Annotated in this window: 34 protein-coding genes; 9 read left to right on the plus strand and 25 right to left on the minus strand. The window is 40.4% G+C overall.

Annotation, left to right across the window (positions count from 1 at the left end):
• From WN50_RS29625 to WN50_RS29730, 22 genes are all read right to left on the minus strand, one after another.
• Positions 1-499: hypothetical protein (locus tag WN50_RS29625; RefSeq protein ID WP_152964971.1), on the minus strand; the 499-nt coding region annotated here is incomplete at its 3' end.
• Entirely contained in the window at positions 466-1,434 is a 969-nt protein-coding gene (locus WN50_RS29630) for a hypothetical protein (RefSeq protein WP_046277793.1), read from the minus strand. The genes WN50_RS29625 and WN50_RS29630, both read right to left, overlap by 34 nt.
• Positions 1,413-2,039: a TraX family protein gene (locus tag WN50_RS29635; RefSeq protein ID WP_049561737.1), complete on the minus strand. Its 627-nt coding sequence runs from the start codon at positions 2,037-2,039 to the stop codon at positions 1,413-1,415. Before WN50_RS29635 ends, WN50_RS29630 begins: the two co-directional genes overlap by 22 nt.
• Entirely contained in the window at positions 2,029-2,298 is a 270-nt protein-coding gene (locus tag WN50_RS29640; protein WP_046277794.1) for a hypothetical protein, read from the minus strand. The genes WN50_RS29635 and WN50_RS29640 overlap by 11 nt, the downstream gene beginning before the upstream one ends.
• Positions 2,299-2,431: 133 nt before the next feature.
• Positions 2,432-3,022: a hypothetical protein gene (locus tag WN50_RS29645; protein WP_046277795.1), complete on the minus strand. Its 591-nt coding sequence runs from the start codon at positions 3,020-3,022 to the stop codon at positions 2,432-2,434.
• A complete protein-coding gene (locus WN50_RS29650) occupies positions 3,015-3,278 on the minus strand; it encodes a hypothetical protein (protein WP_152964972.1) in 264 nt (87 codons plus the stop codon). Before WN50_RS29650 ends, WN50_RS29645 begins: the two co-directional genes overlap by 8 nt.
• Complete coding sequence (locus tag WN50_RS29655) at positions 3,275-4,192, minus strand: replication initiation factor domain-containing protein (RefSeq protein WP_046277797.1); 918 nt, start codon at positions 4,190-4,192, stop codon at positions 3,275-3,277. Before WN50_RS29655 ends, WN50_RS29650 begins: the two co-directional genes overlap by 4 nt.
• Before the next feature lie 419 nt (positions 4,193-4,611).
• Positions 4,612-5,202, minus strand: a complete 591-nt coding sequence (locus WN50_RS29665; protein WP_046277799.1) for a P-loop NTPase family protein — start codon at positions 5,200-5,202, stop codon at positions 4,612-4,614.
• 134 nt (positions 5,203-5,336) lie between these two features.
• Positions 5,337-5,672 (minus strand): hypothetical protein, encoded by a 336-nt coding sequence (locus WN50_RS29670; RefSeq protein ID WP_046277800.1) that lies wholly within the window; start codon positions 5,670-5,672, stop codon positions 5,337-5,339.
• A 63-nt stretch (positions 5,673-5,735) separates the two neighbouring features.
• Entirely contained in the window at positions 5,736-5,945 is a 210-nt protein-coding gene (locus WN50_RS29675; RefSeq protein ID WP_046277801.1) for a hypothetical protein, read from the minus strand.
• Positions 5,946-5,953: 8 nt separating this feature from the next.
• Positions 5,954-6,244 (minus strand): hypothetical protein, encoded by a 291-nt coding sequence (locus WN50_RS29680; protein ID WP_046277802.1) that lies wholly within the window; start codon positions 6,242-6,244, stop codon positions 5,954-5,956.
• An 8-nt stretch (positions 6,245-6,252) separates the two neighbouring features.
• Positions 6,253-6,615 carry a hypothetical protein gene (locus tag WN50_RS29685; RefSeq protein WP_046277803.1) on the minus strand — a complete coding sequence of 121 codons (363 nt, stop codon included), beginning with the start codon at positions 6,613-6,615 and terminating at the stop codon, positions 6,253-6,255.
• A 2-nt stretch (positions 6,616-6,617) separates the two neighbouring features.
• The gene (locus WN50_RS29690; protein ID WP_046277804.1) at positions 6,618-7,181 is read right to left on the minus strand and encodes a hypothetical protein; all 564 of its coding nucleotides are present in this window, start codon (positions 7,179-7,181) and stop codon (positions 6,618-6,620) included.
• Position 7,182: 1 nt separating this feature from the next.
• Positions 7,183-7,422, minus strand: coding sequence for a hypothetical protein (locus WN50_RS29695; protein ID WP_046277805.1), 240 nt, complete (start codon positions 7,420-7,422; stop codon positions 7,183-7,185).
• A gap of 545 nt (positions 7,423-7,967) precedes the next feature.
• Positions 7,968-8,351 carry a single-stranded DNA-binding protein gene (locus WN50_RS29700; protein ID WP_049561742.1) on the minus strand — a complete coding sequence of 128 codons (384 nt, stop codon included), beginning with the start codon at positions 8,349-8,351 and terminating at the stop codon, positions 7,968-7,970.
• Between the two features lie 43 nt (positions 8,352-8,394).
• Entirely contained in the window at positions 8,395-8,958 is a 564-nt protein-coding gene (locus WN50_RS34975) for a hypothetical protein (protein WP_046277806.1), read from the minus strand.
• A 69-nt stretch (positions 8,959-9,027) separates the two neighbouring features.
• On the minus strand, positions 9,028-9,255 hold the full coding sequence (locus WN50_RS29710; RefSeq protein ID WP_046277807.1) for a hypothetical protein: 228 nt from the start codon (positions 9,253-9,255) through the stop codon (positions 9,028-9,030).
• A gap of 9 nt (positions 9,256-9,264) precedes the next feature.
• A complete protein-coding gene (locus WN50_RS29715; RefSeq protein ID WP_046277808.1) occupies positions 9,265-9,513 on the minus strand; it encodes a hypothetical protein in 249 nt (82 codons plus the stop codon).
• 9 nt (positions 9,514-9,522) lie between these two features.
• Positions 9,523-10,539, minus strand: coding sequence for a hypothetical protein (locus WN50_RS38000; protein WP_425354857.1), 1,017 nt, complete (start codon positions 10,537-10,539; stop codon positions 9,523-9,525).
• 49 nt (positions 10,540-10,588) lie between these two features.
• Positions 10,589-10,918, minus strand: a complete 330-nt coding sequence (locus tag WN50_RS29720) for a hypothetical protein (protein ID WP_046278363.1) — start codon at positions 10,916-10,918, stop codon at positions 10,589-10,591.
• A 1-nt stretch (position 10,919) separates the two neighbouring features.
• Positions 10,920-11,651: a hypothetical protein gene (locus WN50_RS29725; RefSeq protein ID WP_049561745.1), complete on the minus strand. Its 732-nt coding sequence runs from the start codon at positions 11,649-11,651 to the stop codon at positions 10,920-10,922.
• 56 nt (positions 11,652-11,707) lie between these two features.
• On the minus strand, positions 11,708-12,112 hold the full coding sequence (locus WN50_RS29730) for a hypothetical protein (protein WP_046278365.1): 405 nt from the start codon (positions 12,110-12,112) through the stop codon (positions 11,708-11,710).
• Positions 12,113-12,302: 190 nt separating this feature from the next.
• Between WN50_RS29730 and WN50_RS29735 the strand changes: the two genes are divergently transcribed.
• The 6 genes from WN50_RS29735 to WN50_RS29760 all read left to right on the plus strand — a co-directional run bounded on the left by WN50_RS29735 (position 12,303) and on the right by WN50_RS29760 (position 16,932).
• On the plus strand, positions 12,303-12,902 hold the full coding sequence (locus tag WN50_RS29735; RefSeq protein ID WP_046278366.1) for a hypothetical protein: 600 nt from the start codon (positions 12,303-12,305) through the stop codon (positions 12,900-12,902).
• 42 nt (positions 12,903-12,944) lie between these two features.
• Positions 12,945-13,088 (plus strand): hypothetical protein, encoded by a 144-nt coding sequence (locus WN50_RS34980; RefSeq protein WP_160315459.1) that lies wholly within the window; start codon positions 12,945-12,947, stop codon positions 13,086-13,088.
• Positions 13,089-13,227: 139 nt separating this feature from the next.
• Positions 13,228-13,671: a hypothetical protein gene (locus WN50_RS29740; protein ID WP_235441186.1), complete on the plus strand. Its 444-nt coding sequence runs from the start codon at positions 13,228-13,230 to the stop codon at positions 13,669-13,671.
• Between the two features lie 211 nt (positions 13,672-13,882).
• The gene (locus WN50_RS29750; RefSeq protein WP_046278369.1) at positions 13,883-14,515 is read left to right on the plus strand and encodes a hypothetical protein; all 633 of its coding nucleotides are present in this window, start codon (positions 13,883-13,885) and stop codon (positions 14,513-14,515) included.
• 267 nt (positions 14,516-14,782) lie between these two features.
• Positions 14,783-15,961 carry an IS110 family transposase gene (locus WN50_RS29755; protein WP_046278370.1) on the plus strand — a complete coding sequence of 393 codons (1,179 nt, stop codon included), beginning with the start codon at positions 14,783-14,785 and terminating at the stop codon, positions 15,959-15,961.
• A 215-nt stretch (positions 15,962-16,176) separates the two neighbouring features.
• On the plus strand, positions 16,177-16,932 hold the full coding sequence (locus tag WN50_RS29760; protein WP_046278371.1) for a pantothenate kinase: 756 nt from the start codon (positions 16,177-16,179) through the stop codon (positions 16,930-16,932).
• Between the two features lie 230 nt (positions 16,933-17,162).
• Here WN50_RS29760 and WN50_RS29765 read toward each other — a convergent pair whose 3' ends face one another.
• The 3 genes from WN50_RS29765 to WN50_RS29780 form a co-directional block, all read right to left on the minus strand.
• Complete coding sequence (locus tag WN50_RS29765) at positions 17,163-17,489, minus strand: hypothetical protein (protein ID WP_046282329.1); 327 nt, start codon at positions 17,487-17,489, stop codon at positions 17,163-17,165.
• A 15-nt stretch (positions 17,490-17,504) separates the two neighbouring features.
• Positions 17,505-17,774, minus strand: a complete 270-nt coding sequence (locus WN50_RS29770; RefSeq protein WP_046282328.1) for a hypothetical protein — start codon at positions 17,772-17,774, stop codon at positions 17,505-17,507.
• Between the two features lie 230 nt (positions 17,775-18,004).
• Entirely contained in the window at positions 18,005-18,517 is a 513-nt protein-coding gene (locus WN50_RS29780; RefSeq protein WP_152964976.1) for an ankyrin repeat domain-containing protein, read from the minus strand.
• 689 nt (positions 18,518-19,206) lie between these two features.
• On the opposite strand from WN50_RS29780, the gene WN50_RS29790 reads away from it, so the two are divergent.
• The 3 genes from WN50_RS29790 to WN50_RS29800 all read left to right on the plus strand — a co-directional run bounded on the left by WN50_RS29790 (position 19,207) and on the right by WN50_RS29800 (position 22,285).
• Positions 19,207-19,716, plus strand: coding sequence for a M67 family metallopeptidase (locus tag WN50_RS29790; protein ID WP_046282324.1), 510 nt, complete (start codon positions 19,207-19,209; stop codon positions 19,714-19,716).
• A gap of 75 nt (positions 19,717-19,791) precedes the next feature.
• The gene (gene moeB / locus WN50_RS29795; protein ID WP_046282323.1) at positions 19,792-20,961 is read left to right on the plus strand and encodes a molybdopterin-synthase adenylyltransferase MoeB; all 1,170 of its coding nucleotides are present in this window, start codon (positions 19,792-19,794) and stop codon (positions 20,959-20,961) included.
• Positions 20,962-21,160: 199 nt separating this feature from the next.
• Positions 21,161-22,285, plus strand: coding sequence for an RNA-guided endonuclease InsQ/TnpB family protein (locus WN50_RS29800; protein WP_049561749.1), 1,125 nt, complete (start codon positions 21,161-21,163; stop codon positions 22,283-22,285).
• Positions 22,286-22,362 lie beyond the last annotated feature (77 nt).

Below are 22,362 nucleotides of genomic sequence, written 5' to 3' on the forward strand. Positions count from 1 at the left end.
ATTCAATTAATCTATCAATTGAATTGAATTTGTGTTCATTAATCACAATTTTTGTTCCTTTAGGGAGCATTTTAAGTGTTTGACGTAATGGATAATCCCATTCATCTTTATACCAAAACCTACAATTTTCAAGCCACCAGTCATCAAGAAAAAAATACGAGTTATATGAGAACTCATCCCAATCTGAAAGCCTCAAGCGATGAGAATAAGTAGGGATATTCGGATATTTTTTAATAAATTGATGAGCTTGATCATATTCAAAGTTTCTCTGATGATTTTCAATCACATAAAAATCAAATTGGTCAGGATAATTATATTTTAAATCTCCCACCGTTCCTAATTGTTTTATATTACTATGAGATTCAATATAAAGTAAATCAGCTAGAATCACCGATAAAGCTGATAATATCATTAACAAAATACCCATAAAAATATTAAACTTAAATCCTAACCAGAAGGATTTCTTCATTTTGTGGGTATCAAATCGCCGGGTTGCCATTGTCTACACTCCGTATCAAGTTTGATTGCATTCCAATATGCCCTATCCCATCCCTTGGCAGTTTCAATATCGTTTTTAACTTCAATATTAGATGCTAACTTACTATCAACTTCATTGGGTTTAAGAGCTTTAAATTTAAGCCATTCTTCATTCAACCCTGGATTGTAAGCAATTGATAGGTTATTATCAGCATCGTACTGATATCCTACAATCCAGCATCCTTTAGCAGATGTGAAGTTATTATTCAATTTTGAATCATCTAAAGAACCATAAATAACCTGTAACCAGACTTTTTTCTGATTATTACAATCACAACCGTTATCTGGCTCGTGGGGTGTTGGGCATTCTGTTATGGTAATTTCTTCTGAGGAAACCACACATTCTCCCCCATGTGGATATTCAAATAAAAAAGTTGATTCATATAAGGGATCTTCTACTGAATCAATTATTACAATTTCCCGAGTTGTAGCCCTAAGAAGAATCGAAAATTTCCATTTTCCAGCAGACCAAAATCTAGCTGAAATACAATTTGTATTATCTCGATCTCCTGGAGAATATCCCCATTGAGTGTACGCTAGATAATATTCCTCTTGGGTTGCACAATGATTGTAGACTCTGATATTTGGGCATGGGCCAAAAATATCTTGAATATAAGTGTAAGTTGTACAAGTTGCTGGGTCGGGGTTATTCAACTCATTACAATACTGCTCACATTCTGAATCCAATGCTGCACCAATCAATAAACCTAAAACTAATAACAATACTGGCAGTCCTATAGAACTAACCAAACTTCCCAAAATAAATCCTAAACTATAAGCAATGTTAACACCTGCAACTGTAGCAATAGTTCCAATGTTTGCAGCAACAATAGCGCCTGATGTTGCTACTACTACTCGCATTCCTAAGACAAATTTTACAGCAGTGGCAAAGTGCATAAAACTACCCAATGTAAAGGATAGAACAAATACCAAACCCAACGCAATCGAGGTAAATCCAAAGTTTGACCTTCAAAAGCACTAATCAAAAACGGAACCGGAAAAGCAAATATCTGTAACGGATAAATCAACCAAGAAGCCAAAACATTAACAAATATCCACAATCCCCACCACCACTTCTGAGAGGGAGTATAAAGGGTAAAGAGAACCGAGACAATAACCGCATACCAACCATAATCCAAACCAACCAAACTGGCACCAAACATACAAACCAACGCCACCCATAATTTAACCATCGGTTTAGCCTGATGTATCGCAACTAAAGTCATCAAACACCAAGCCAACGTCAAGAGGATATTGAGACTAAGAGTCAAACCCAACAACCACAAGACAACCTCACTCACAATTCCCCAACTAAGCAGCCGGAGAAAATACTGTCTTGGCGATCGCGTATTCCGATATCCAGAAGCCAACAAGTAGAAAAATATCGGAGCAGACCACCGCCCAACTATACGACCCCAAACAAAACCGGGAAAGTAAAGCAGGGTAACATGGTCAATCACCATAAAGATAAATGCCAAATAACGCAGCGATTCACTTTGCATTACCTTTACTATCCTTTATCAAAATATCCTTTAATGCCGGAAAATATTTCTCTAAATTCTTGAAAGCATCCAAAAATGAATAAACAACAAAAGAAGCTAAAAATGCAAAAGTCATACCCCAACAACCCAAACTAATTGAAAATAGCGTAATTAACAATTCATTCGATACTTGAGTATTATCTTGAAAATCATCTAATCGATGATTAATCTCAATTATCTCTTGACGAGTAACTCCTTCTTGTTCGCATTGAATAATCATTACTTCTGCTTCTCCAAAAATGCAATAACTTTCGTTAACAATTGAATTCGAGTCTCACAAAATTTAATCTGAGACTTTGCATAAGCAATAGCATCATGCCTAGAAGACTTTTGTTTTCCCAAAACAAAGTAAGTCATTTTTTGACGAGTTTCCATGTTTTCACAATAGCTGCAATTGACAAAATTGGAAGAACTGTTGAATAAGACTGAACCGCCAGAAACCTGAGTATAGGTGAATTATACTCATCCAAAGCATTAAGAAATAATGCAGGAACACGGAAGCTATCAGGAGTTTCCGGCATTAAATTAATCGCTCCATTTCCGAGTACCGCAAGAAAACTATCATCCTGAAAAAAACACTTATATTGCTCAAGTTCAGAGATACTCAACGGACGACGAAGATTATGATCTAACCAAAACTGATCAGGATTCTCAGATACATCACCCCAAGAGTTTATCAAAACTAAATCATTACTCTGAGTCGCAATATCACGGCTATAAAAGTCCTGACAAAGTTCTGACAAATTCATTGAGCCTATATTCCCCATTCCATAGGCAGTCTGTATATACTCACGGCTGGATTTTTTAACAAATTCCAAAACACAAAAGTAATTATCCTGTGGTGTTTCACTTTCCCCAGAATCATCAGCAGTACCATCACCACCAGAAGCAAACACAGGAAGAGGAACCAACAGCAGTAACAAGACCAAAAACAGTTTAATCACTAAAAATGAACCTCAACCCAACCCCAATAATCAGAAATGGCTTAATAGCAGTAACAATCTGACCAGGCGCACAAATTGTTCTATCACCACCGCCAACATTCATCAGAAAACAGCCATCTTGATATTGATTAAATTCCGCCAATTCCGCATCATTCGGAATCACCATGTCTAAAGGGAACTTCTGAGGGAATTGACCAAACGGATTAAGGGGAGTTGTTGGGCAACTCAAAGTAGCAGCTAAAACCAGAGACATCATGCAACACCATGATAATTTTGATATTCTGCGATCGCATTAATATGCCTTGTCCGGAGCTTAAGCTTCCCCGAATCAACCACTCGCTGCACCAAATCAAAGAAATATTCATCGCCGAAACACTCATTAAGCATTCCCAACGACGGCGCAATCGACCAGAGGAAGTTAAGCGATCGCTGAATAGAAGTAATCGAAGTCTGAGAACTCAAACGAATACCCTCACACAGTCGATATTGATCAAACCAATCCTCACCCATCAACTGAACCGAGCCAAACAGGTAATCAAACAAACAGCGCGGCCCATCAGTTAAAAACTTGTCCACAACCTGAGTAGCCTTAGAACGCTTAAACTCAACTTCCCAGCGATCGCAAAGAATGCCATCAACTTCCTTGCAATAGAACCTCACCATCTGCTCACTAGAACGAGAACCGAGATAAACAGTTGAGCGCGTCCCAGTCGAATCGCTTCTAACAATCCGTTGAACTTTCTGATATCCAACAACCTTATGATTCTGAACATAGGATTCCCACGGCTTAAGACTCAAACCCTGGTATGGGTAATAATCACAAGCAAGGTCAATTCGACGGACATCTAACTCACCAGAGTCATTCAACAAATTACACAACTCCAAAACTTGAAGAATATTTCCTGTCAAAAAACGACCCGTCAATTCCACACAGTAAAGATATTCCTCACCAGAAGAAGTAGGACGATGAACCATAAATGAACAACCAGGAATCCCATAATGTTCATGCCAATATTTCTGACCCAAAACCACATCTTTTGCAAGAAGAGGAGATTCAACTTGCAACTGTTGAGCGCAGCGATGAATCATATCTGGTTCTTCAGTACGCAAAAAAGCTTTAAACCAGTCAATTTTAAATTGTCTATCCGTAACCTCTAATTCAAAATTCATAAAAATACTCCAACAATTAACAACAAAATAAAACCCCAAAAACCCCATTGAATGGTCTGTTTAAATGCCTGATGTTCAGAAGAAGAAAGCTTGTAATAATTCCGAAATTCCTTAGTTAATCGAAAATCAAGCTGTTTCAATCCAGGATAACTAGAAGCCGGAAGCCAATTCCAGAAAAAGCGCATTTGTGCAGAAAGAGGGTGAGGAGGACTAACCCGATTAACCCCTTCTAACTTCCAGCATAAAAACGGAGGAATTTTAGAAGCCTCATAAATCCTCTTTTTCTTCTTAGATTCAGCTTGTGAATATGTTTCAGCAAGTTTATCTAATTCTGCGAGAGTAAATCCACGCTGTTTAAGACTATCATCTCCTAATTTCTGCTCTTGAAATTGGTCAATAATATAGGGATTATAGCCAAATTAAAACGACTCAAAACTCATCCGATCATCTTGACGTTCAAGCAGAGAAAACGAATCATAAAGCATAAAGGATAGGTTATCCATAGCACTTAAAGGACCTTTCCAATGCTTCTTACCTAAAACCATTACTTTAATAGGATTCTTACGAAGTTTCGGGTCACGAAACCAAACCTCAAACTGAGCAAAGTCAAAAGCATGAGTATCTTTAAAAATCAAGCGCTCATTTCTCAGTTTTGAATCCCAAACAGTTTTACCCTCACAATAGATAACATCAGTCAAAATCTGATTAATTGATGAATGAATCTGTGAAGGATACTGTGCAGCATAGATAATATGCTGTAAATTTTTGCGATTATTAGCAATTGCATTGTAAGCCTCTGGTGGTAAAGTCCAATGCTGCGAACTCGGTGCGTACAATCCAAACTCATCAATCGCAATCACTGAATTCGGAATCTGTAAAAGTTGAGCAAAGTTCTTGTTTGTCGAGATGTAATAAACAATCCCTTTACCCAAATTATCAAACAACCACCGATAATTATTAACCTTACAGTAATAAGCTAAAGCGTGTTGATTAATTAAAAAATTTGTCACGAGCCTAAGCCTATACTGTTCAGCAATCCTCAAAGCGTACTGAATTTGAAACAGTGATTTTCCTTTACCCGGAAGCCCATATATCGCTGTGAACGGCAAAAAAATCACCTCCCATTAATAATCAACCAAGAAGTTTAAACACGACTCAAAACCATATTAAGAATACGCAGCGCCAGCATAAACCCCATAGGTGCTAATGCAACACCAAATGCTGCCAAAGCAATCCCATCAACAGCACCAATCATAGCGATCGCGTTCGTAACCCCACCTTCAACACTAGCCTTTGCACCGTCACCAGCAGTACCAGCAGCACCACCAGTAGCTAAAGCAGTCCCTGCAACAAAAACTGCACCAACTCCACCCGCAACCGCCGCAGTTTTCATAGAGCGACGATTAAGCATTTTCATCAAATAAAATTGATCAAATGAAGTTAAATCAATGGCATCTTGATTAATAGAAAAAGCAGTCATGCAAAAATCCTCCAAAGTAAATTAAAACAACGCATCGTTTTTGCTGGGTGAACTGCCCCCAGGTTAATCAACATTCATAAACTTCTTAACAACAACTAGAAACGCATTAATACCAGATACAGCTAAACCAGCCTTAACGCCCCATTCAGCGCCTTTTTGAATCACGGGACTAACCGTTTGTTGCAAGTAATCTGTAGTACGCTGTGTAGCCGCCTCTATGTCGTAAGTTGGAGCAGAACCTATTAACAAAAATAGGCTTAAGATTATAGGCATTTTGCCCCTTATTTAACAATCGATCTAATAGCAATACCAAAGCCCGTCGCAACTGCCATAGAGCCAAAATGTTCACCAACAAATGAGTTAACACCATCCCAAACATCATTAACAAAATCATCAGGATCTCCAAGGACACGATCAATATCTGCAATCGCTTCACTAGCAGACTTTGGAGGGGGAACAGTTGCTAAAACGCCGTCAGGAAAGCCCAAAAGGCAAACATAACTACAGCAAACAAGAGCAACTGCGGAAACAATAAAAGTAGCAGGTGAAAATATTGCAATGAAACCATTCATTTTTCCCTTTATACAGTAAAGAATTTGTTCAGTATTTTAATGATTAAGCAGAATGCAAAAATCATCGCAGCCAAAGGAAGAAGCGAACCCCAGAAAAATTCCTGATAAGTAAATGAAAGCTCCTCAACTTCTTGAAGTTGAATATCAGTTAACTGTTCTTCCTGACTTGAAAAGTTAAATGATTGTACTAAACCTCGACCACCTGGAGTATCAATCGCAATCCTAAAACAATCCATTAATGAAGTATCAGGATAACTAGAAACACTCTGAGGATAACGCTTTGAGTAATCAGTAAGGACGCATTTATTATTGCCCCATTCAATCTCAGTTGATTGTCCTCCTGATTCAAAAAGAGCAGAAACACCAGTCATTTCTATTCATCCTCTGATGTACTATATTGAGACGAGGTATTATATTGGTCATAAACAGGCTGAGAAGTATTAGAGACGTAATTCAAGGAAGATTTAAATTCCTTGAAAAATGGGTTAATTATTTCAGTAGATTGAGAAGCAGCCATTAAATAGCCATCCCAATAAGCAATAGCGTTAGAACCTCTATTACCACCAACCGCACCGGGTTTAAGAGCCGCCATAAACAAATAAGGTGAACCTTCACACAACTGGCTAGCATTAAGGTGATTAGGAATCTTAAGTTTTAAGTTTTGCGGATAAGTCATTTCAGTTTCAATCAGTCCAACAGGTTGACAGGCAGCTTGAACTTGAAGGGAAACAGCCGGAACCGATACAAAGGGGCAAAGCATCAAAGCCTTGCGGGTTCCTTTAGACTGATCAACCTCAATCGCAGTCAAAAATCCCCAACCACTAAAAAGAGGATATCCAGGAATGGTTGTCGATTTAACGCCGATGTTTGCTGAAGGAGCGTTATCAACAGCAAGGGATAAAAGCTTATCCAATAAATCTTGATTAGCTGAAGCCATTTTAATTACCTCCCGCCTTTTGACGAATTCGATCTAAAACACGCTGTTCTAATTTCTCCATCGAACCTTTATCTTGTGTAGTTGGAGTAGTTAAAGGTGTAGGCGTTACCGTTGGTGTTGGCTGAGTTGTCGTTGTCGTCGGTCGAGAAACTGGGTGATTGGTTGTCGGTGTAGTTATAGGTGTCGGTTGACTCGGTTGCACCACAACAACGACCGGAGGAGGAATATCAACAATGAACATATAAATGCCTCATTCAGTTGTTCAATTTCAACAATAAACGAACCGAAAAAAAAGCGTAACAGTAGCAATACGGATTTTTGAAGTACAAAAAATCTAAGTGTTTTTCTCTCAGTATTTTCACGGTATTAGGAAAATTTATATTTTTTAATCCTTGCACTGGTAGCCGAAAAATCTCGGTGTGGGGAGCCTCCAGACGGTTATCGCAAAAGCGGCTACATTTTCGCGCAAACTTTATCCCCGGCCAAAAGCAGAGATTTATTAGGCGCGAAAATTTGCCTGTTCTCGCTAACTCGTCTTCCGTCTTACACAAAATAGGAAGAAAATAAGAAGTTTGTGAAGATTTAAGTCAGATAAGTCAGATAAGTCAGGCTAAGTCAGGGAAGTTATTTTTAGACTAAATGTGATCCAGATATAAACTTTTGTAACGCTACCTTGGCTAGTACGACCTTGCGGGAGTGCTAAAAAACTTCAACTCGACCCGCCAAGGAATCCGTCGCCGCTTGCAGCTTAAGGGTTTTGGCAAGGGGGGGTGGATTTTTTGGAATCTACGACTGATAAAACTGTCTAACTTTATGATCAATTGGCTCTACAGGCTGAGTGGGTTTAAATCTAACCAAAACCTCATATTCAACTCGACCGTTTTCACCTTCACCTAATGAACGACTAAACCAAACAGCATTCTGTTTCGCACGACGTTTAAAATCCCGTCCTCCCCAACGAACAATCGACACCCCATCACGATCACACTCAACCACCGTCGCTCCAATTGAATCCCAGTCAAACTTGGGGAATGACTTAATATCGACCTGATAGGCTGGAGCTTTTGAATCAGTCGATAACATTGAAGAAGTCGCTAGCTTATCCAAGGAAACAGCTATTTTCTCCAAAGCCTTGGCAATGCGAGACAAATAACAAAGATAATTTTCCATGACAAATCACCTCAAATTGTTCATGCTGTTTTATAAAGCAGTCCTAACACCTGCCCAAATATTTTGATCGCCGTTTCCCATTCTCACGCCACACCTTATAAAGATAAGGGCCGCACTTGTTACCATTCGATTTTTGAACATAACGACGCTCATACCAACCATTAGATGAAAGTTGTCGGGCAGAGGTATCGACTTGGTTGTTGGGCAGTTCCTCAGTTTGGTTGTTGGGCAGTTCCTCAGTTTGGTTGTTGGGCAGTTCATCACCAGGTAGTTGTTGGGCAAAGGTACCGCCTTGGTTGTTGGGCAGTTCCTCAGTTTGGTTGTTGGGCAGTTCCTCAGTTTGGTTGTTGGGCAGTTCCTCAGTTTGCTTGTTGGGCAGTTGTTGGACAAGCGGTAAAGTTAACCTAACCTCGTCAAAACTCAAATACTGTGGCCCAAAATCTAGATCATTGATTCTAGCTATCCGTTTCTCGTAATTTGAATCGTCAACCTGAACAATGTGACCACGAGAATAAAGACAGCCAAGCTCAGGCTTATAAACGATCTTCACCCAATCACCAGGATGAATCTGCTCAGGATTAATCGGTAAAGGTTTTTTCCGTGCCATAATAAGTTTTGTTGAAATGACATAACAACGTAGCGATCGCACTCTGAATAAGCGATCGCATTTTAATTGCTACTGAGAACCGTCACAAGAAGTTTTACTGTTAGCATCAATATATTTTTGAAGCATTGATGCAATATCCCAAACTTCAGCTTTGGTTAAATAATATAAAGCCTCCTGAAATCGCCTATCTGAATCAGATTTCAACCACCATAAAGCAGCAGTAAGATAGCTAAAATTCCAGTCTTCCTCTTGCTGCAATCTACTATCAATAGCCAAAATAACATTCTGATAATCCATACTGTCTCCTTAATAATCAGAACCGTCACAAGAAGTTTTACTGTTAGCATCAATATATTTGTGAAACATTGATGCAATATCCCAGGCTTCAGCTTGACGCAAATAATATGAAACCTCCTGAAATCGCCTATCTGAATCAAATTTCAACAACCATAAAGCAGCAGTAAGATAGCGAAATTTCGAGTAAGAGTAAAACTTCTTCTTGGCCTCTTGCTGCAATGTACGATCAATAGCTGAAATAACATTCTGATAATCCATACCGTCTCCTTAATAATCAGAACCGTCACAAATAACAACTTCCCACCCAGAAGAAGAAGAGTTAACCATGATAGGTTGATCTGCCCAGTCAAGAGGAATGATCACAGTTAAAATATCTTCAAACTGATGAACAGAAGGCTCTAAGTGAGAAACATAAACAGGAGGTTTAGTCTGTTCAGATTTAGCACCAGGGGGAGTTTTGCAATCACTGTCAACAAAGAATTGAAGCTTAGGACAGGAGTTGATTTTTCTCCAAATAAAATCGGTCAGTTCCTCTGTTAAATCGTCCAAAATTAAACCATCTTCAACTTCACAAGCGAAAAGACTTAAAACTTTAAGTTTGATGGTTGAGTGCAATTCTTCGGTAAACGTCCAAACTTTCGGATCGGCAGGTAACGGTTCAAGGCTTGCACCGGAACAAGTTTCGCAATCGGCATCAATGGTTGTCTGGCGATCGCCAACTTCCATCACTTCAGAATTTGGACAAAGGGGAATTTCGCGATCGCCAACTTCCATCACTTCAGAATTTACACAGGGGGAAGTTTCGCGATCGCCAACTTCCATCACTTCAGAATCAGCATCGATGGTTGTCTGACAATCGCCAACTTCCATCACTTCAGAATTTGGACAAAGGGGAATTTCGCGATCGCCAACTTCCATCACTTCAGAATTTACACAGGGGGAAGTTTCGCGATCGCCAACTTCCATCACTTCAGAATCAGCATCGATGGTTGTCTGACAATCGCCAACTTCCATCACTTCAGAATTTGGACAAAGGGGAATTTCGCGATCGCCAACTTCCATCACTTCAGAATTTACACAGGGGGAAGTTTCGCGATCGCCAACTTCCATCACTTCAGAATCAGCATCGATGGTTGTCTGACAATCGCCAACTTCCATCACTTCAGAATTTGGACAAAGGGAAATTTCACGATCGCCAACTTCCATCACTTCAGAATTTACACAGGGGGAAGTTTCGCGATCACCAACTTGACATTCTCGATTTTGTCCAATGTGTTCAATCATTTGATTTTCTCCAGATATTAGGTATCAGTTCAAAAAATTCTAATTACTTCTAAAAATCGACATTAGGATTAATGTCTTTATAAAGTATTGATGCAATATGCGAATTAACATCAATATCTTCTAAAAGCATTGATACAACATACCAACCTTGAGTTTGAGCTATATATTCTAGAAGCATTGATGCAATATCCCAGGCTTCAGCTTGACGCAAATAATATGAAGCCTCCTGAAATCGCCTATCTGAATCAGATTTCAACCACCATAAAGCCGCTGCAAGATGAGAAAAATCCGAATAAGAGTAAAACTTCTTGTTTGCCTGTTGGTGCAATCTACTATCAATAACAGACATAACATTCAGGTAATTATGCTGTTCATCCATGTTATTTCCTCCAGGTATTAGGTATCAGTTCAGCAAACCTTTGATAAAGTTTGTCCCAATCTATAGGACGGGGAGTATAGTAATATTCCCAGCCCTGTTCTAAAGCCCGACGTAAGAACCCAGGGGGATTCAGAACATTTTTCTGACTCAAAAGGTATGCGATCGCCATCGCCACTTCTTTCGGTGTAAACGCTCGTAACCAGTCGGATTGGTGAACATTGAGTTCAATTCCAGCCGCTTGAACCAACTCAATGTTTTCCTGAAAGTTTTCCTCAAAATCACTATCCAATTCTTCAGCTTGGTTGATTAAATGATCATCACCAAGAGAGTCACTTTCATGGATGATAAACAGTTGTTGTTGTATATCATCCGATTTGACGTGTAGCTGGTTTTGGGGTGATTTTTTACGATTTCCTGCGGGGTCTTGGGATTTTTTTCGCGGGGGTTTTTTTAACAGCTTGTCAATCCCATAACAGACAATCCGCTTAATATTCCAAGCGAATTCACGCACAATGTTGATTACCCCCTTATCCTCAAGAAGACGAATTGCAGCCTTGAGGGTATCTCGGTGATAGGATTTCCCCCGATGGGTTTTAACCCAGTCGTTAAAATCCCGAAAATCATAGGCATCAGAGTTAGGATTATTAACCATCCACTGCCAGAAATGGGTAGCCGATGGAGTCAATTGCAGCTTTAAAGAAAGCTGCTGATGTTTAGCGCTCCAAAATGACATAACAAAATTCTCTCTAAATACACAAAAACCAGCCCCAAATACAAGGACTGGTTAAATCATTCTTCTTCAGAATTATCAATAGGTGGAAGCGATTCACCGGTTTTATGGCTTAATTCTTCACAAAGTTTTAGTAAACTAGAACGACGAGAAATTAATCTCTGTTTTTTAGAATTAAGCTTGTCAATTTCAGAATCATACTCAAGCAACTGATCATCGACTTCATCAATCAATTGCTGGAGGATTCCCCCAGATACCGTTCTTCGAGAGCCTGACCCGAAAGAACCTGATCCAAAGTCAGCTCGTTGCGACCAATCCGATCCACCAAAGCCGAAGCGCTGAGACCGAGACTTCGAGCTATCTTCTTGAAACCCACCTTGCCCTGAGCTGTCACACTCAGGCTGAAACCCTCCAAATCGCCGTCCATGTTGTGACGCCGCTTTATCATCTTTATCTTCACTCATACACTCCAACTCAATAGTAACAAGATTACACCTATAATGTAACAGGCATTATCCAAAACAACAAGAAAGATTATGCTTGTTATTTTACATGGAAGCTGCAATAATAATAAAAAGATTACGCACGTAATCTAGCAGAGCGTCAACATAACGGCTGGATATTGTCCAGCCCTTACTCACCCATAGTTAAACAATGAAACTCGAACAGCTCAAAGCCATCGCCCTGGAACTAGCCATATCCCGTGAGGAAGTCAGGAAATTTGGAGACTTGCGCCGGCGGGAAACTTGGGAAAATGCGATCGCCCACCGGAAAAACGCGATCGCCGAACAAGAGAAAAAACAGAGACGCATCGAGGAGATCACAAAAACCCGTGAACAGCTCATCAGGCAATCAATCTGCAAGCAACTACCTCAAATGAACCTCAGACAGCTCAAAGCGATCGCTGAGGAACTGGGAATTACCCGAGAGGAAGTTAAAAAAGTCGGGCCAGCAAACCATATAGAGTCTTGGTTAGAAGCAGTTAGAAAAAAACTGAATCCCCAACTGCCCAACAACCAAGTTAGTCAACTTGCCCAACAACTGCCCAACAACCAAGTTAATCAACTTGCCCAACAACCAATTCACTGTAACCCAAGCTTCTGCATCTACTTAGAAGGAAAGTTAATCACCTGTCAAAGCGAATCTGAAGCGAAACGACTAGCAAACAACCTGAAGAAAAAACACCCCGACAAAACCATTACAATAGAGCGAAGAATTCGACCACCACCAAAAGAAATAATATTCAAAGAATGAAGAAAGAGTTTCAACACACAGAGAAAGTTTATGTCAATACGAATGAACATAGTTCAAAAAAACCGACGCCGAAAAAAACGAGGACTGAAACGCCTTAATTTAGAAGGCGCAATGGGAGCCAAAACTCTTTCATCTCCAGAGTTTTCAGGGTTCAGTCGTCAAGCAAAATACAAGCGTTCAAGTTAAGGATGTTGCCTATGTAAAAAACGTCTTGTCTGCATAATTACCACTTGCTTCACTACTTTCAACAAAGTTAGCCAGGGGGAATTTCCCCCTTTACTACCGTATGAAAATCAATCAAATTTCATTCGGGTTAACCGTTAACATGGGAAACTACGAATCAACCCGCTTTGACATTCAAGCCAACTTAGAAGACTGGGAAGACACAGAACAGTCAATGCAGGTTCTCCGAGAAAAACTTGTTTCAATTGCTGGGGTAGAACTCAGTAACGGTTACAATAATTTATTGGGTAAAATCAACCTTGAGCGAAAATACATCAAGGAAATTAGAACCGTAACTCGAGAAATTGAAGCGAAAGAATCAGAATTAGAAGAGTTAAAAACAAAACTTAAAGCTGTTGAGTCTCTCTGTTCAGATTCTAAAGAACTACTCAAAACCTACGACGAGTTTAAGTACAAGGACTCAACGTTGAAAGAGCTTTCTAATATTATTTACAGCTACAACGTGTTGTGTCATCAAATTAAAGAGGTCAATCCAAAAAACGAAACTTCAAGCGAAACTTCAAGCGAAACTTCACCAGAGTTTTAACTATGAGTAAAAAATTTTACTCGCTGTCTATCTGGCAACAGATATTAGTTTGCGTTAGACTATGTGAACGAATCAAAATGAGAAATCAGGACACTTTCAACGAAATGGTTGACAGCGTTATCGATGAAATGGACAAAGTATTTAAGGAAAGTTCTTTGAACCTTAAAACCTTAATTATCCGCAAACTCAAAAATCTACTGTTTCTGTAAACATGACTAAACATGATACTTGGGTAAAATTTAAATCACCCTCAAACTTCGACAAAATCAAGCATTTATTTCCTCATGGTATCCCAATGCGCGATCCCTTTCCTATGGAAGTTGATTCAGACAATCAAATCTATTGGGTAGTTGATGAAACTCGATTAATTGGATATCAAGCAGATGCACTAATTGATTTAATTGCTGATGAATACAATGTTACTCGTGATGAAGTAGAAGCCGAAGCAGAAAGATGTGACGGCTTAATATTATCAAATGAAACTGAAGTTGCATCATTAACAGTTGGAACTGAAGGGTTTACCCGTAACATTGAACTTGCAAAGTTTTACCGCGATAACCCAAACAAAGATCAGGAAACATTCGAGAAACTGAAATTATTTTTCGCTAATCAAATTGAGCGATGGATAAAAGGTGATGAAATTCCTCCACCCTTACCCGCATGGGAAGATATCCCAGAAGAAATCAAAACACCCGAACTAGAATCAATCTATCAACAAGCACAAATTTATTCAATGCTCAATGATAGAAAAGATGCCATATTTAGTCTATTTGTAAAGAGTCTAATTATGGGAAATATCACAAGGAGAGTATTAAAAACGATTTACCACAAAGACGAATCCTGATCGCTTACGCCTCCTTAATCAAATTAGGGGGGCGTTGGCGGTTAGGGTCGCATCCTAATCGCACGGTGAGAGACAATGCTCCAAGACAGATATGGGCTGCTAAGGCGATCGCCATAATTGGGTGATAGTTGATGCCCTTTATAAATCGTGAGCTGTTCTCTCACCACCCCCTAGCAATGCCCTAATAGCGATGTGGTCTACGGACTTTTGGGAGTATCATGGGCTGTCTTGGGGTTTCACCGCAAATTCACTCCCGTATTAGAAACTATGAAAGTAATAGGCGCCGACGCTTGCTGTGACAAGCTCGTTTTGTGCTGTCTTGAATCCCCTCCAGTTAACCCGAGAGAGGAGTTTCTTGACATGGAATTTATCGAAGTTTCCACTGATACAATCGGCTTACAAAAGCTTCTGAAGTTAAAGCCTGATGTGATGATTTTGGAACCTACCGGAATGCACTACATCAAGTTTTGGTTGCATCATTTGAACAAGAACGACATCGAAGTTAGACTCGTTCATAACTCAAGACTTCCCCAGCATAGAGCAGAAATTCTGGACATCCCTGACAAAGATGATGAAGCCGATGCGTATTCACTGGCAATTTACTATTGGATGTACCAGGATAATCCAAAGCGTTGGGTAAGTTTGCGTGACCCCGTTGTTCAGGAGATGCGAGAATTAGTTTTGAAATTAGGTCACAATGCGCGGATTGAAACGGCAATAATCAACCGACTTCATCAGGTCTTGCGTCACGAATTTCCCGAAATGGCAGATGCCACAACTGACGCTCCTCTGTTTTGGGGATGGGCTGGAGGAATTCGCAAATCAAAGCGGTACGACCTCATGCTGGAAGCTTCCAAAGGTTTAGGAGTGTCCGAAGCAACCCGGTTCGACGCAATGACTTTATCTCATTACCTCACCGAAGATAAGCGACTGGAACGGGAACTACAAAAGCTGTACTTAGGAGACGAACGGTTTGAACCCTATCGCTCTGTGTTCAAAAATTTCGGGTTCGGGCTGGATTGTGCCTCAAAAATCCTCTCTCAAATCTTCCCGATTGAGGACTATCTCGGCCCGGATAGAAAGCCAATCGTTAAAATCAGTCGAGGCCGCTACTCTAAGAAGCCAACCAAGAAATACATTAGTCTGAGGCGGTTTAAGAAGGCTTTGGGTGATGCACCTGTGAGGGAATGGTCTGGGAAAAAGCGGAAAAGTGCAAAGGCTGGGAGTCAACTATGTCGGACTGCGTTGTTTTTATGGTTTCGATCTCGGATTGAGTTTAGTCGTTCTAACAGTGCATTGAAATCGGATAGGGGCAAAAGGTATCGCCTTGAGTTCCAAGCAGAAGTCAAGAAGAAGCGACCGCGAAATAAGGTGAGGACTGAAATTCGGCACAAGGTTGTAAAAGAATTGTTTTATGAGTTGGTGAATGCCATAACTCAGCTCTAGAATCTGGGGAGTCACAACCGACTCCCTATAAAACTTTTAGCAAAAATCTGGATAGCGATTTATAACTGTGTGATCCGGGTTGACGAGATAACCAAATAGGCCGATGATCCAGTGATTGTATTGGGTGTGTCAGTTGAAGAGGCTAAATATCAAGCTGAATAATGACTGATCGAGCAATATCGATTAATATGAATTTATTATAAATATCAGGAATAATGTTTAATTTTAAAAATGCGTTTTGGTTAGGGCTAATGATTGGCAATTCTCGGCTACATTGGGCGAAATTTGATAATTTGGAAATGATAGAAACTTGGGACACAGAACATTTAAGCTTCAAGGAAAATAGAGAGAATATTTTAGATTCAGTATCATATCAACTCCCCATCCTCTTAGCTTCTGTGGTTCCTGAACAAACGAAAATTTGGCAAGAATACCCGAATCTTGAGGTGATTACCTTAGAACAAATACCGCTTAAAAATCTCTATCCAACCCTCGGAATTGATCGGGCTTTAGCCGTATTAGGAGCGGGAACAAAACTCGGTTTTCCTGTATTGGTGATTGATGCAGGTACGGCTTTAACGTTTACGGGATGCGATCGCGATCATTGTTTAGTTGGGGGTGCAATTTTACCGGGTTTAGGGTTGCAATTTTCATCTTTAGCGGCAACTGCGGCGTTACCTCAGACTGCTAAACCCCAACAACTTCCTCCCCGTTGGGCGATAGAAACACCGGGAGCGATTCATAGTGGTATAATTTACACGTTGTTAGCGGGAATCAGAGATTTTGTTGAAGCTTGGCGTCAAGAGTTTCCTGATAGTAAAATTGTGTTAACGGGAGGCGATGCTGATATTTTAATCACCTATCTACAAGTACAATTTCCCTCAATTTATACTCAAATCATTAAAGTTCCCCAGGTGATTTTTTGGGGAATATTAGTCATCCAACAGAATTGGAGTAAACAACCTCATTAAAATAATCAGCCAGACTCAAGAGTTTGAGACTGACTGATCAAGATTTAGATATCAAAAGAGACTCTAAATTGAGATAGAATGATTAGCCCAAAAGCCAACTCATATTATGTCCGGTTGATTAATTCTGTTATGGGGTGGGGCGGGTTTATCTCAATCTCGGAGTAGTGCTAAAGATATTGACTGAACCCGCCCCTACAGAATCATTATTGATTAGTCGGACATGATATCATCTAATGAACCTTTTCAATGATACGACCCGCCCGTTCCGATTCAATGGCCATTGCAATTCCTTCGGGAATTTCTTCTAAATCCGTTGTAATCTCTGAAGGCAAAATGGGAGAGATAAAAGTATAGCAGGGGTCACATTCTCCATTTTCATAAACTTGGAGAACCCATTTATCGGGTAATCCTTCGACTCCAACTTCTACAATATACCAACCTTCATTGATTAAACGGCTATCGATAACACTGAGCCATTCTCGTTCTTCATCTAGAAGCTCTAAATCATCTCCTAAAAAATCGATAGCGATTTGTTTAGCATCTAACTGAGTAACCATTTTTTGCCCCCATAATTAGCTTTCAGTGGCAGTTGGAGAAGGATTAGAAACTTCGGGATACAAACCCAAAGCTTTAGAAAGTTCGCGAGCAAGGTGAATTAAAAACTTAGCACCATCCTGATTGTTTTCATGGGCCATCATTGTGGCAACTTGCATTAAACTTTTGATGAAACCTGCATCTAATAAATCCTCATGGCTGGATAAAACTTCGGGTTCTTGACCATTTGGACATCTGATTAATTCATCGATCAGATTGAAATATAGATCTTCACGTTTAGCTGTCATTGTGTTCTCCTGATTTAATGATTTACCCGTCGTTGTCAAGACATCTAGCAATCTTTCTCTCTCTTTAGAAACCTAAGTGTTTCATCTGAATCATCGATTGCTGTTTTAAACTGGGAGCTGATCGTCGCTTAAAAACGACTTCTAAAAATTTCTTGGGTTCATAATAAAATGGGGGTGTTTTCCAGATTTGATGAAAGCGATAAAGCCCAACGGTTTCTCTGTATGTTGTTTCAACTCCTAAATAACAGTGGTTCATGGGCGGGTGATTCTGCTTGGCGAGTTTCTGAGTTTTTAGCATTCTTCAGTATCCTCAAGACTTCTACGGTACTGGCAAAATCAATCGGTTTAAAATCATCGATGTTTTTCAGGTCGGTATCGGCACCATAACTCAAAAGAAACTGCACCATTTCTTCTTTTCCGGCTGAAGCTGCATACATCAATACCGTTGCACCGTGATCATTTTGATTATTAATATTAATTCCAGAATTGATTAATAAATCGAGCAAAATATAATCATTTCCAAAACAAGCGTACCATAAGGCATTGTTGCCATCATCATTCCTCAAATTTAGATTGACACCGCGATCAATCAGTTCTTTAACCACTGTTAACTCTTTCTGTCGGGTTGCTTTCATTAATGCAGTGTCCCCATTTTCACGCTGACAGTCTAGATTCACAGGAGTATAACCATTTGCCAGTAGCCAACGACTGGTGGTTTCGCTTAAGCTTAGAGTCTGACTCATAAACATTTGAGTTGAGATCGATTCCCTAAATTTCTAGATTTTTTCGCTCACTCTAATCATTGAAAAAATCCTTTCTGGTTTCAGTATCATTGAATACGAAGTGACCGAATTCCTGTTAATTTCACAACTTTTTCACTCGCTCAAAATTTTATGTTTTTTTACAATTTTATTGAAAAATTTTATGCTAAGTGAAACGGCTCATCGCTCTGAATGTCGATTTTCCATAGATTGTCCGATTTTCAGGAGCCGGACACTTTTCTGCCGACTGGGGATGTGTTACCGAAAAAATTGGGTGTAAAGCCCCGTCCGTGATTGACGGCTTTATGCTAAACTTTCTCTTGTGGTCATGGTAATCAACCACACTAAAAACCCAGTCGCCGAAAGGCAGCGCACCTTGAAAACTGAAGTTATGGGGTTCCGTGCAGGAAAGCTTGTGCGGGTAAAAGCTTCAAGCAACAAGTACAGAGAAACCAAGATTTTAGGTTTTCCACTGTACGGTAGGGCATACCGAAACAGGCTTCTGAAATGGAGCAAAACGCCTCCGGAGAGACTGATCTCGGCAGTAATGGGGAAACCCAATTAAGTAAGTCAACGAGGCAGAAAGAGGAAGCCCAAACCGTGAGGTTTGGAATCCTCTTCCTTTAGGGAGAGGAGGATGTCAACCTAATTGATAAAATCACTGCTCACCCTTGCCGACCTTAACAATTTCTACCCAACACCTTGAGCAAATCTGCACTCATGCTGAACAATGCTATCCCCGTGAGTGTTGTGGCTTAATATTGGGAAAGATTGACTCCCATTCCGACAAAACGGTTGTTGAAATCTGGCCAACAGAAAACGCCTGGGATGCTGAGTCGGCTGAACTGTTTGAGGAGATGGAAACAGCAGATCAACCCGTCACCACGCAAGAACGACGCTACACCATTGATCCCCAAGTCTTCATTGCCGCTCAAAAACAGGGACGCGATCGCCATCTCTGCATTATTGGCATTTATCACTCCCATCCTGAACACACCGCCATCCCTTCTGAATTTGATCGGGTTTGTGCTTGGCCGCAATATTCTTATATCATTGTTTCAGTCAAACAGGCAAAAGCCAACGATATTCAAAATTGGTGCTTAGATGAGAATCAGCAATTTCAACCTGAAGAAATGATAAGCACCTCAGTCAATTCGTCCTCAATCGGTTTATCATATTAATCTTTGGCTAACCCTATATTGTTGGGATGCACGATATCCTAGCAAGTGAAGGTCATTTTCCTTCTTTGAATTATCATGCTAAATCCGAATCTGGAGCAAATCCAGCTCAACAAAGAAGAATACGAACGGTATTCGCGTCACCTGATCTTACCAGAAGTCGGCTTAGAGGGGCAGAAACGCCTGAAAGCTGCCAGTGTGCTGTGTATTGGCACAGGTGGACTGGGTTCGCCCCTGCTGTTGTATCTGGCGGCGGCGGGTATTGGACGGATTGGAATTGTCGATTTTGATATCGTAGACAGTTCTAACCTCCAGCGTCAAGTGATTCACGGCACATCTTGGGTGGGAAAGCCGAAGATTGAGTCGGCGAAAAATCGGATTCTGGAAATTAACCCCTTTTGTCAAGTTGACTTGTACAACACCCGTCTGAGTTCAGAAAACGCCCTGGAACTTCTCGAACCTTACGATGTTGTTGTTGATGGGACGGATAACTTTCCGACCCGTTATTTGGTCAATGATGCCTGTGTATTGTTGAATAAACCCAACGTCTACGGTTCGATTTTCCGGTTCGAGGGTCAGGCGACGGTGTTTAACTATGAAGGTGGCCCGAACTACCGCGATCTCTATCCAGAACCGCCACCCCCGGGAATGGTGCCGTCTTGCGCTGAAGGTGGCGTTTTGGGAATTCTGCCGGGATTAATTGGTGTGATTCAGGCTACAGAAACGGTTAAAATTATTCTGGGTAAAGGTCAGACGTTAAGTGGTCGGCTGTTGCTCTACAACTCTCTTGACATGACATTCCGTGAGTTGAAGTTGCGACCCAACCCGGTTCGGCCTGTGATCGAAAAGCTGATCGACTATGAACAGTTTTGCGGTATTCCCCAAGCTAAAGCAGAGGAGGCAAAACAAATGGAACTTCCTGAGATGACGGTTCAGGAATTGAAGCAACTGCTTGACAGTGGGGCGGATGATTTTGTACTCGTCGATGTCCGCAACCCTAATGAATATGAAATCGCTCAAATTCCGGGTTCGGTATTAGTACCATTACCTGATATCGAGCGGGGTGTGGGTGTTGAGAAAGTGAAAGAATTGCTCAACGGTCATCGTTTAATTGCTCATTGTAAAATGGGTGGGCGATCGGCAAAAGCGTTAGGCATTCTCAAACAAGCGGGAATTGAAGGGATTAATCTTAAAGGTGGAATTAACGCTTGGAGTCTGGAAGTTGATCCTTCGGTTCCACAGTATTAATGAATTTTTCACGTTGAAATCACAGAATTTTGGGATAGGGAATTCAAGTTAAATTTGAGTTTAAACTATCCCATTTTTTGTTGAATTTTTTACGGTGACGAAGCGTAAAGCCCCCGCATTTTAATCGGGGGATACAAGCGAGGGCAGCCCATTTTATTTGGCAGTGAAAAGATTGGCAATGATGTTATAATCATAAACCATGAAGACACTCAAGTTTAAGTTATACCAACACAAGCGAAATAGGTATCTCAAACGGACTATCAACGCCGCAGGAGTTATCTATAATCACTGCGTCGCTTTGCATAAACGGTACTACCGGATATTTGGTAAACACTTAAACTGTGCGAAACTTCAGAAACACATTGCGAAGCTAAGAAAACGGAATAAGTTTTGGCAATTGGTAGGTTCTCAATCCGCTCAAGATATTTGTCAGCGTATTGAAAAAGCCTACCAGTTGTTTTTTAAACACAGCAAGAAAGGAGTCAGACCGCCCAATTTCAAGAAAGTCAAAAAGTACAAATCATTTACGTTAAAACAAGCGGGTTACAAATTCCTCGGTGGCAACAGAATCAAGATTGGTAGCAAAGTCTATCAATTCTGGAACTCTCAATCAATTGAGGGAAAAGTTAAGACTGTGACGGTAAAGAGAACACCTTTGGGCGAGTTGTTTTTAATTGTTGTTGTCGATAACGGTCTCTTTCCTGAAGTTAAATCGGAGACGGGTAAAATTGCTGGATTTGACTTCGGGTTGAAGACGTTTTTAACCTGTTCAGAAGGGTTCTCAATACAGTCACCACAGTTTTTAAAGCAAGCCCTCAACGATGTTAAGAAAGCCTCTCGAAGTTTATCCAAAAAGCGGAAAGGTTCTAGCAACTGGGAAAAGGCAAGAAAGCATTTAGTCAGACAGCATGAGAAAGTTGTAAACCGTCGCCGTGATTGGTTTTGGAAGCTAGCGCACAGTCTAACTAACCAATTTGACGTACTCTGCTTTGAGACTTTAAACCTCAAAGGAATGCAAAAGCTTTGGGGACGAAAAATAGGTGACTTAGCCTTCGGTGAATTCATCGAAATACTTGAATGGGTTGCCAGCAAGAAAAGCAAATTAATAATATTTATTGACCAATGGTATCCATCAAGCAAGACTTGCTTCCACTGTGGTCATGTCCTAGAAAAGTTGGAATTAAATATTAGAGAATGGCGTTGTCCGTCCTGTTCTATTGTTAATGGACGTGACGAAAACGCCTCTCTAAATATTAAAAGAGTCGGGGCATCGACTCTTAGGTTAGACGGTGTAAGACAGGGTTTCCTTGCAACTGTTGTTTGACCCTAGAATCCCCCGTTTTAAAACGGGGGAGTATGTAAAATGAAATCGCTTAATATTGGCGACAGATGATTGAGGGG

The organism is Limnoraphis robusta CS-951 (genome assembly GCF_000972705.2).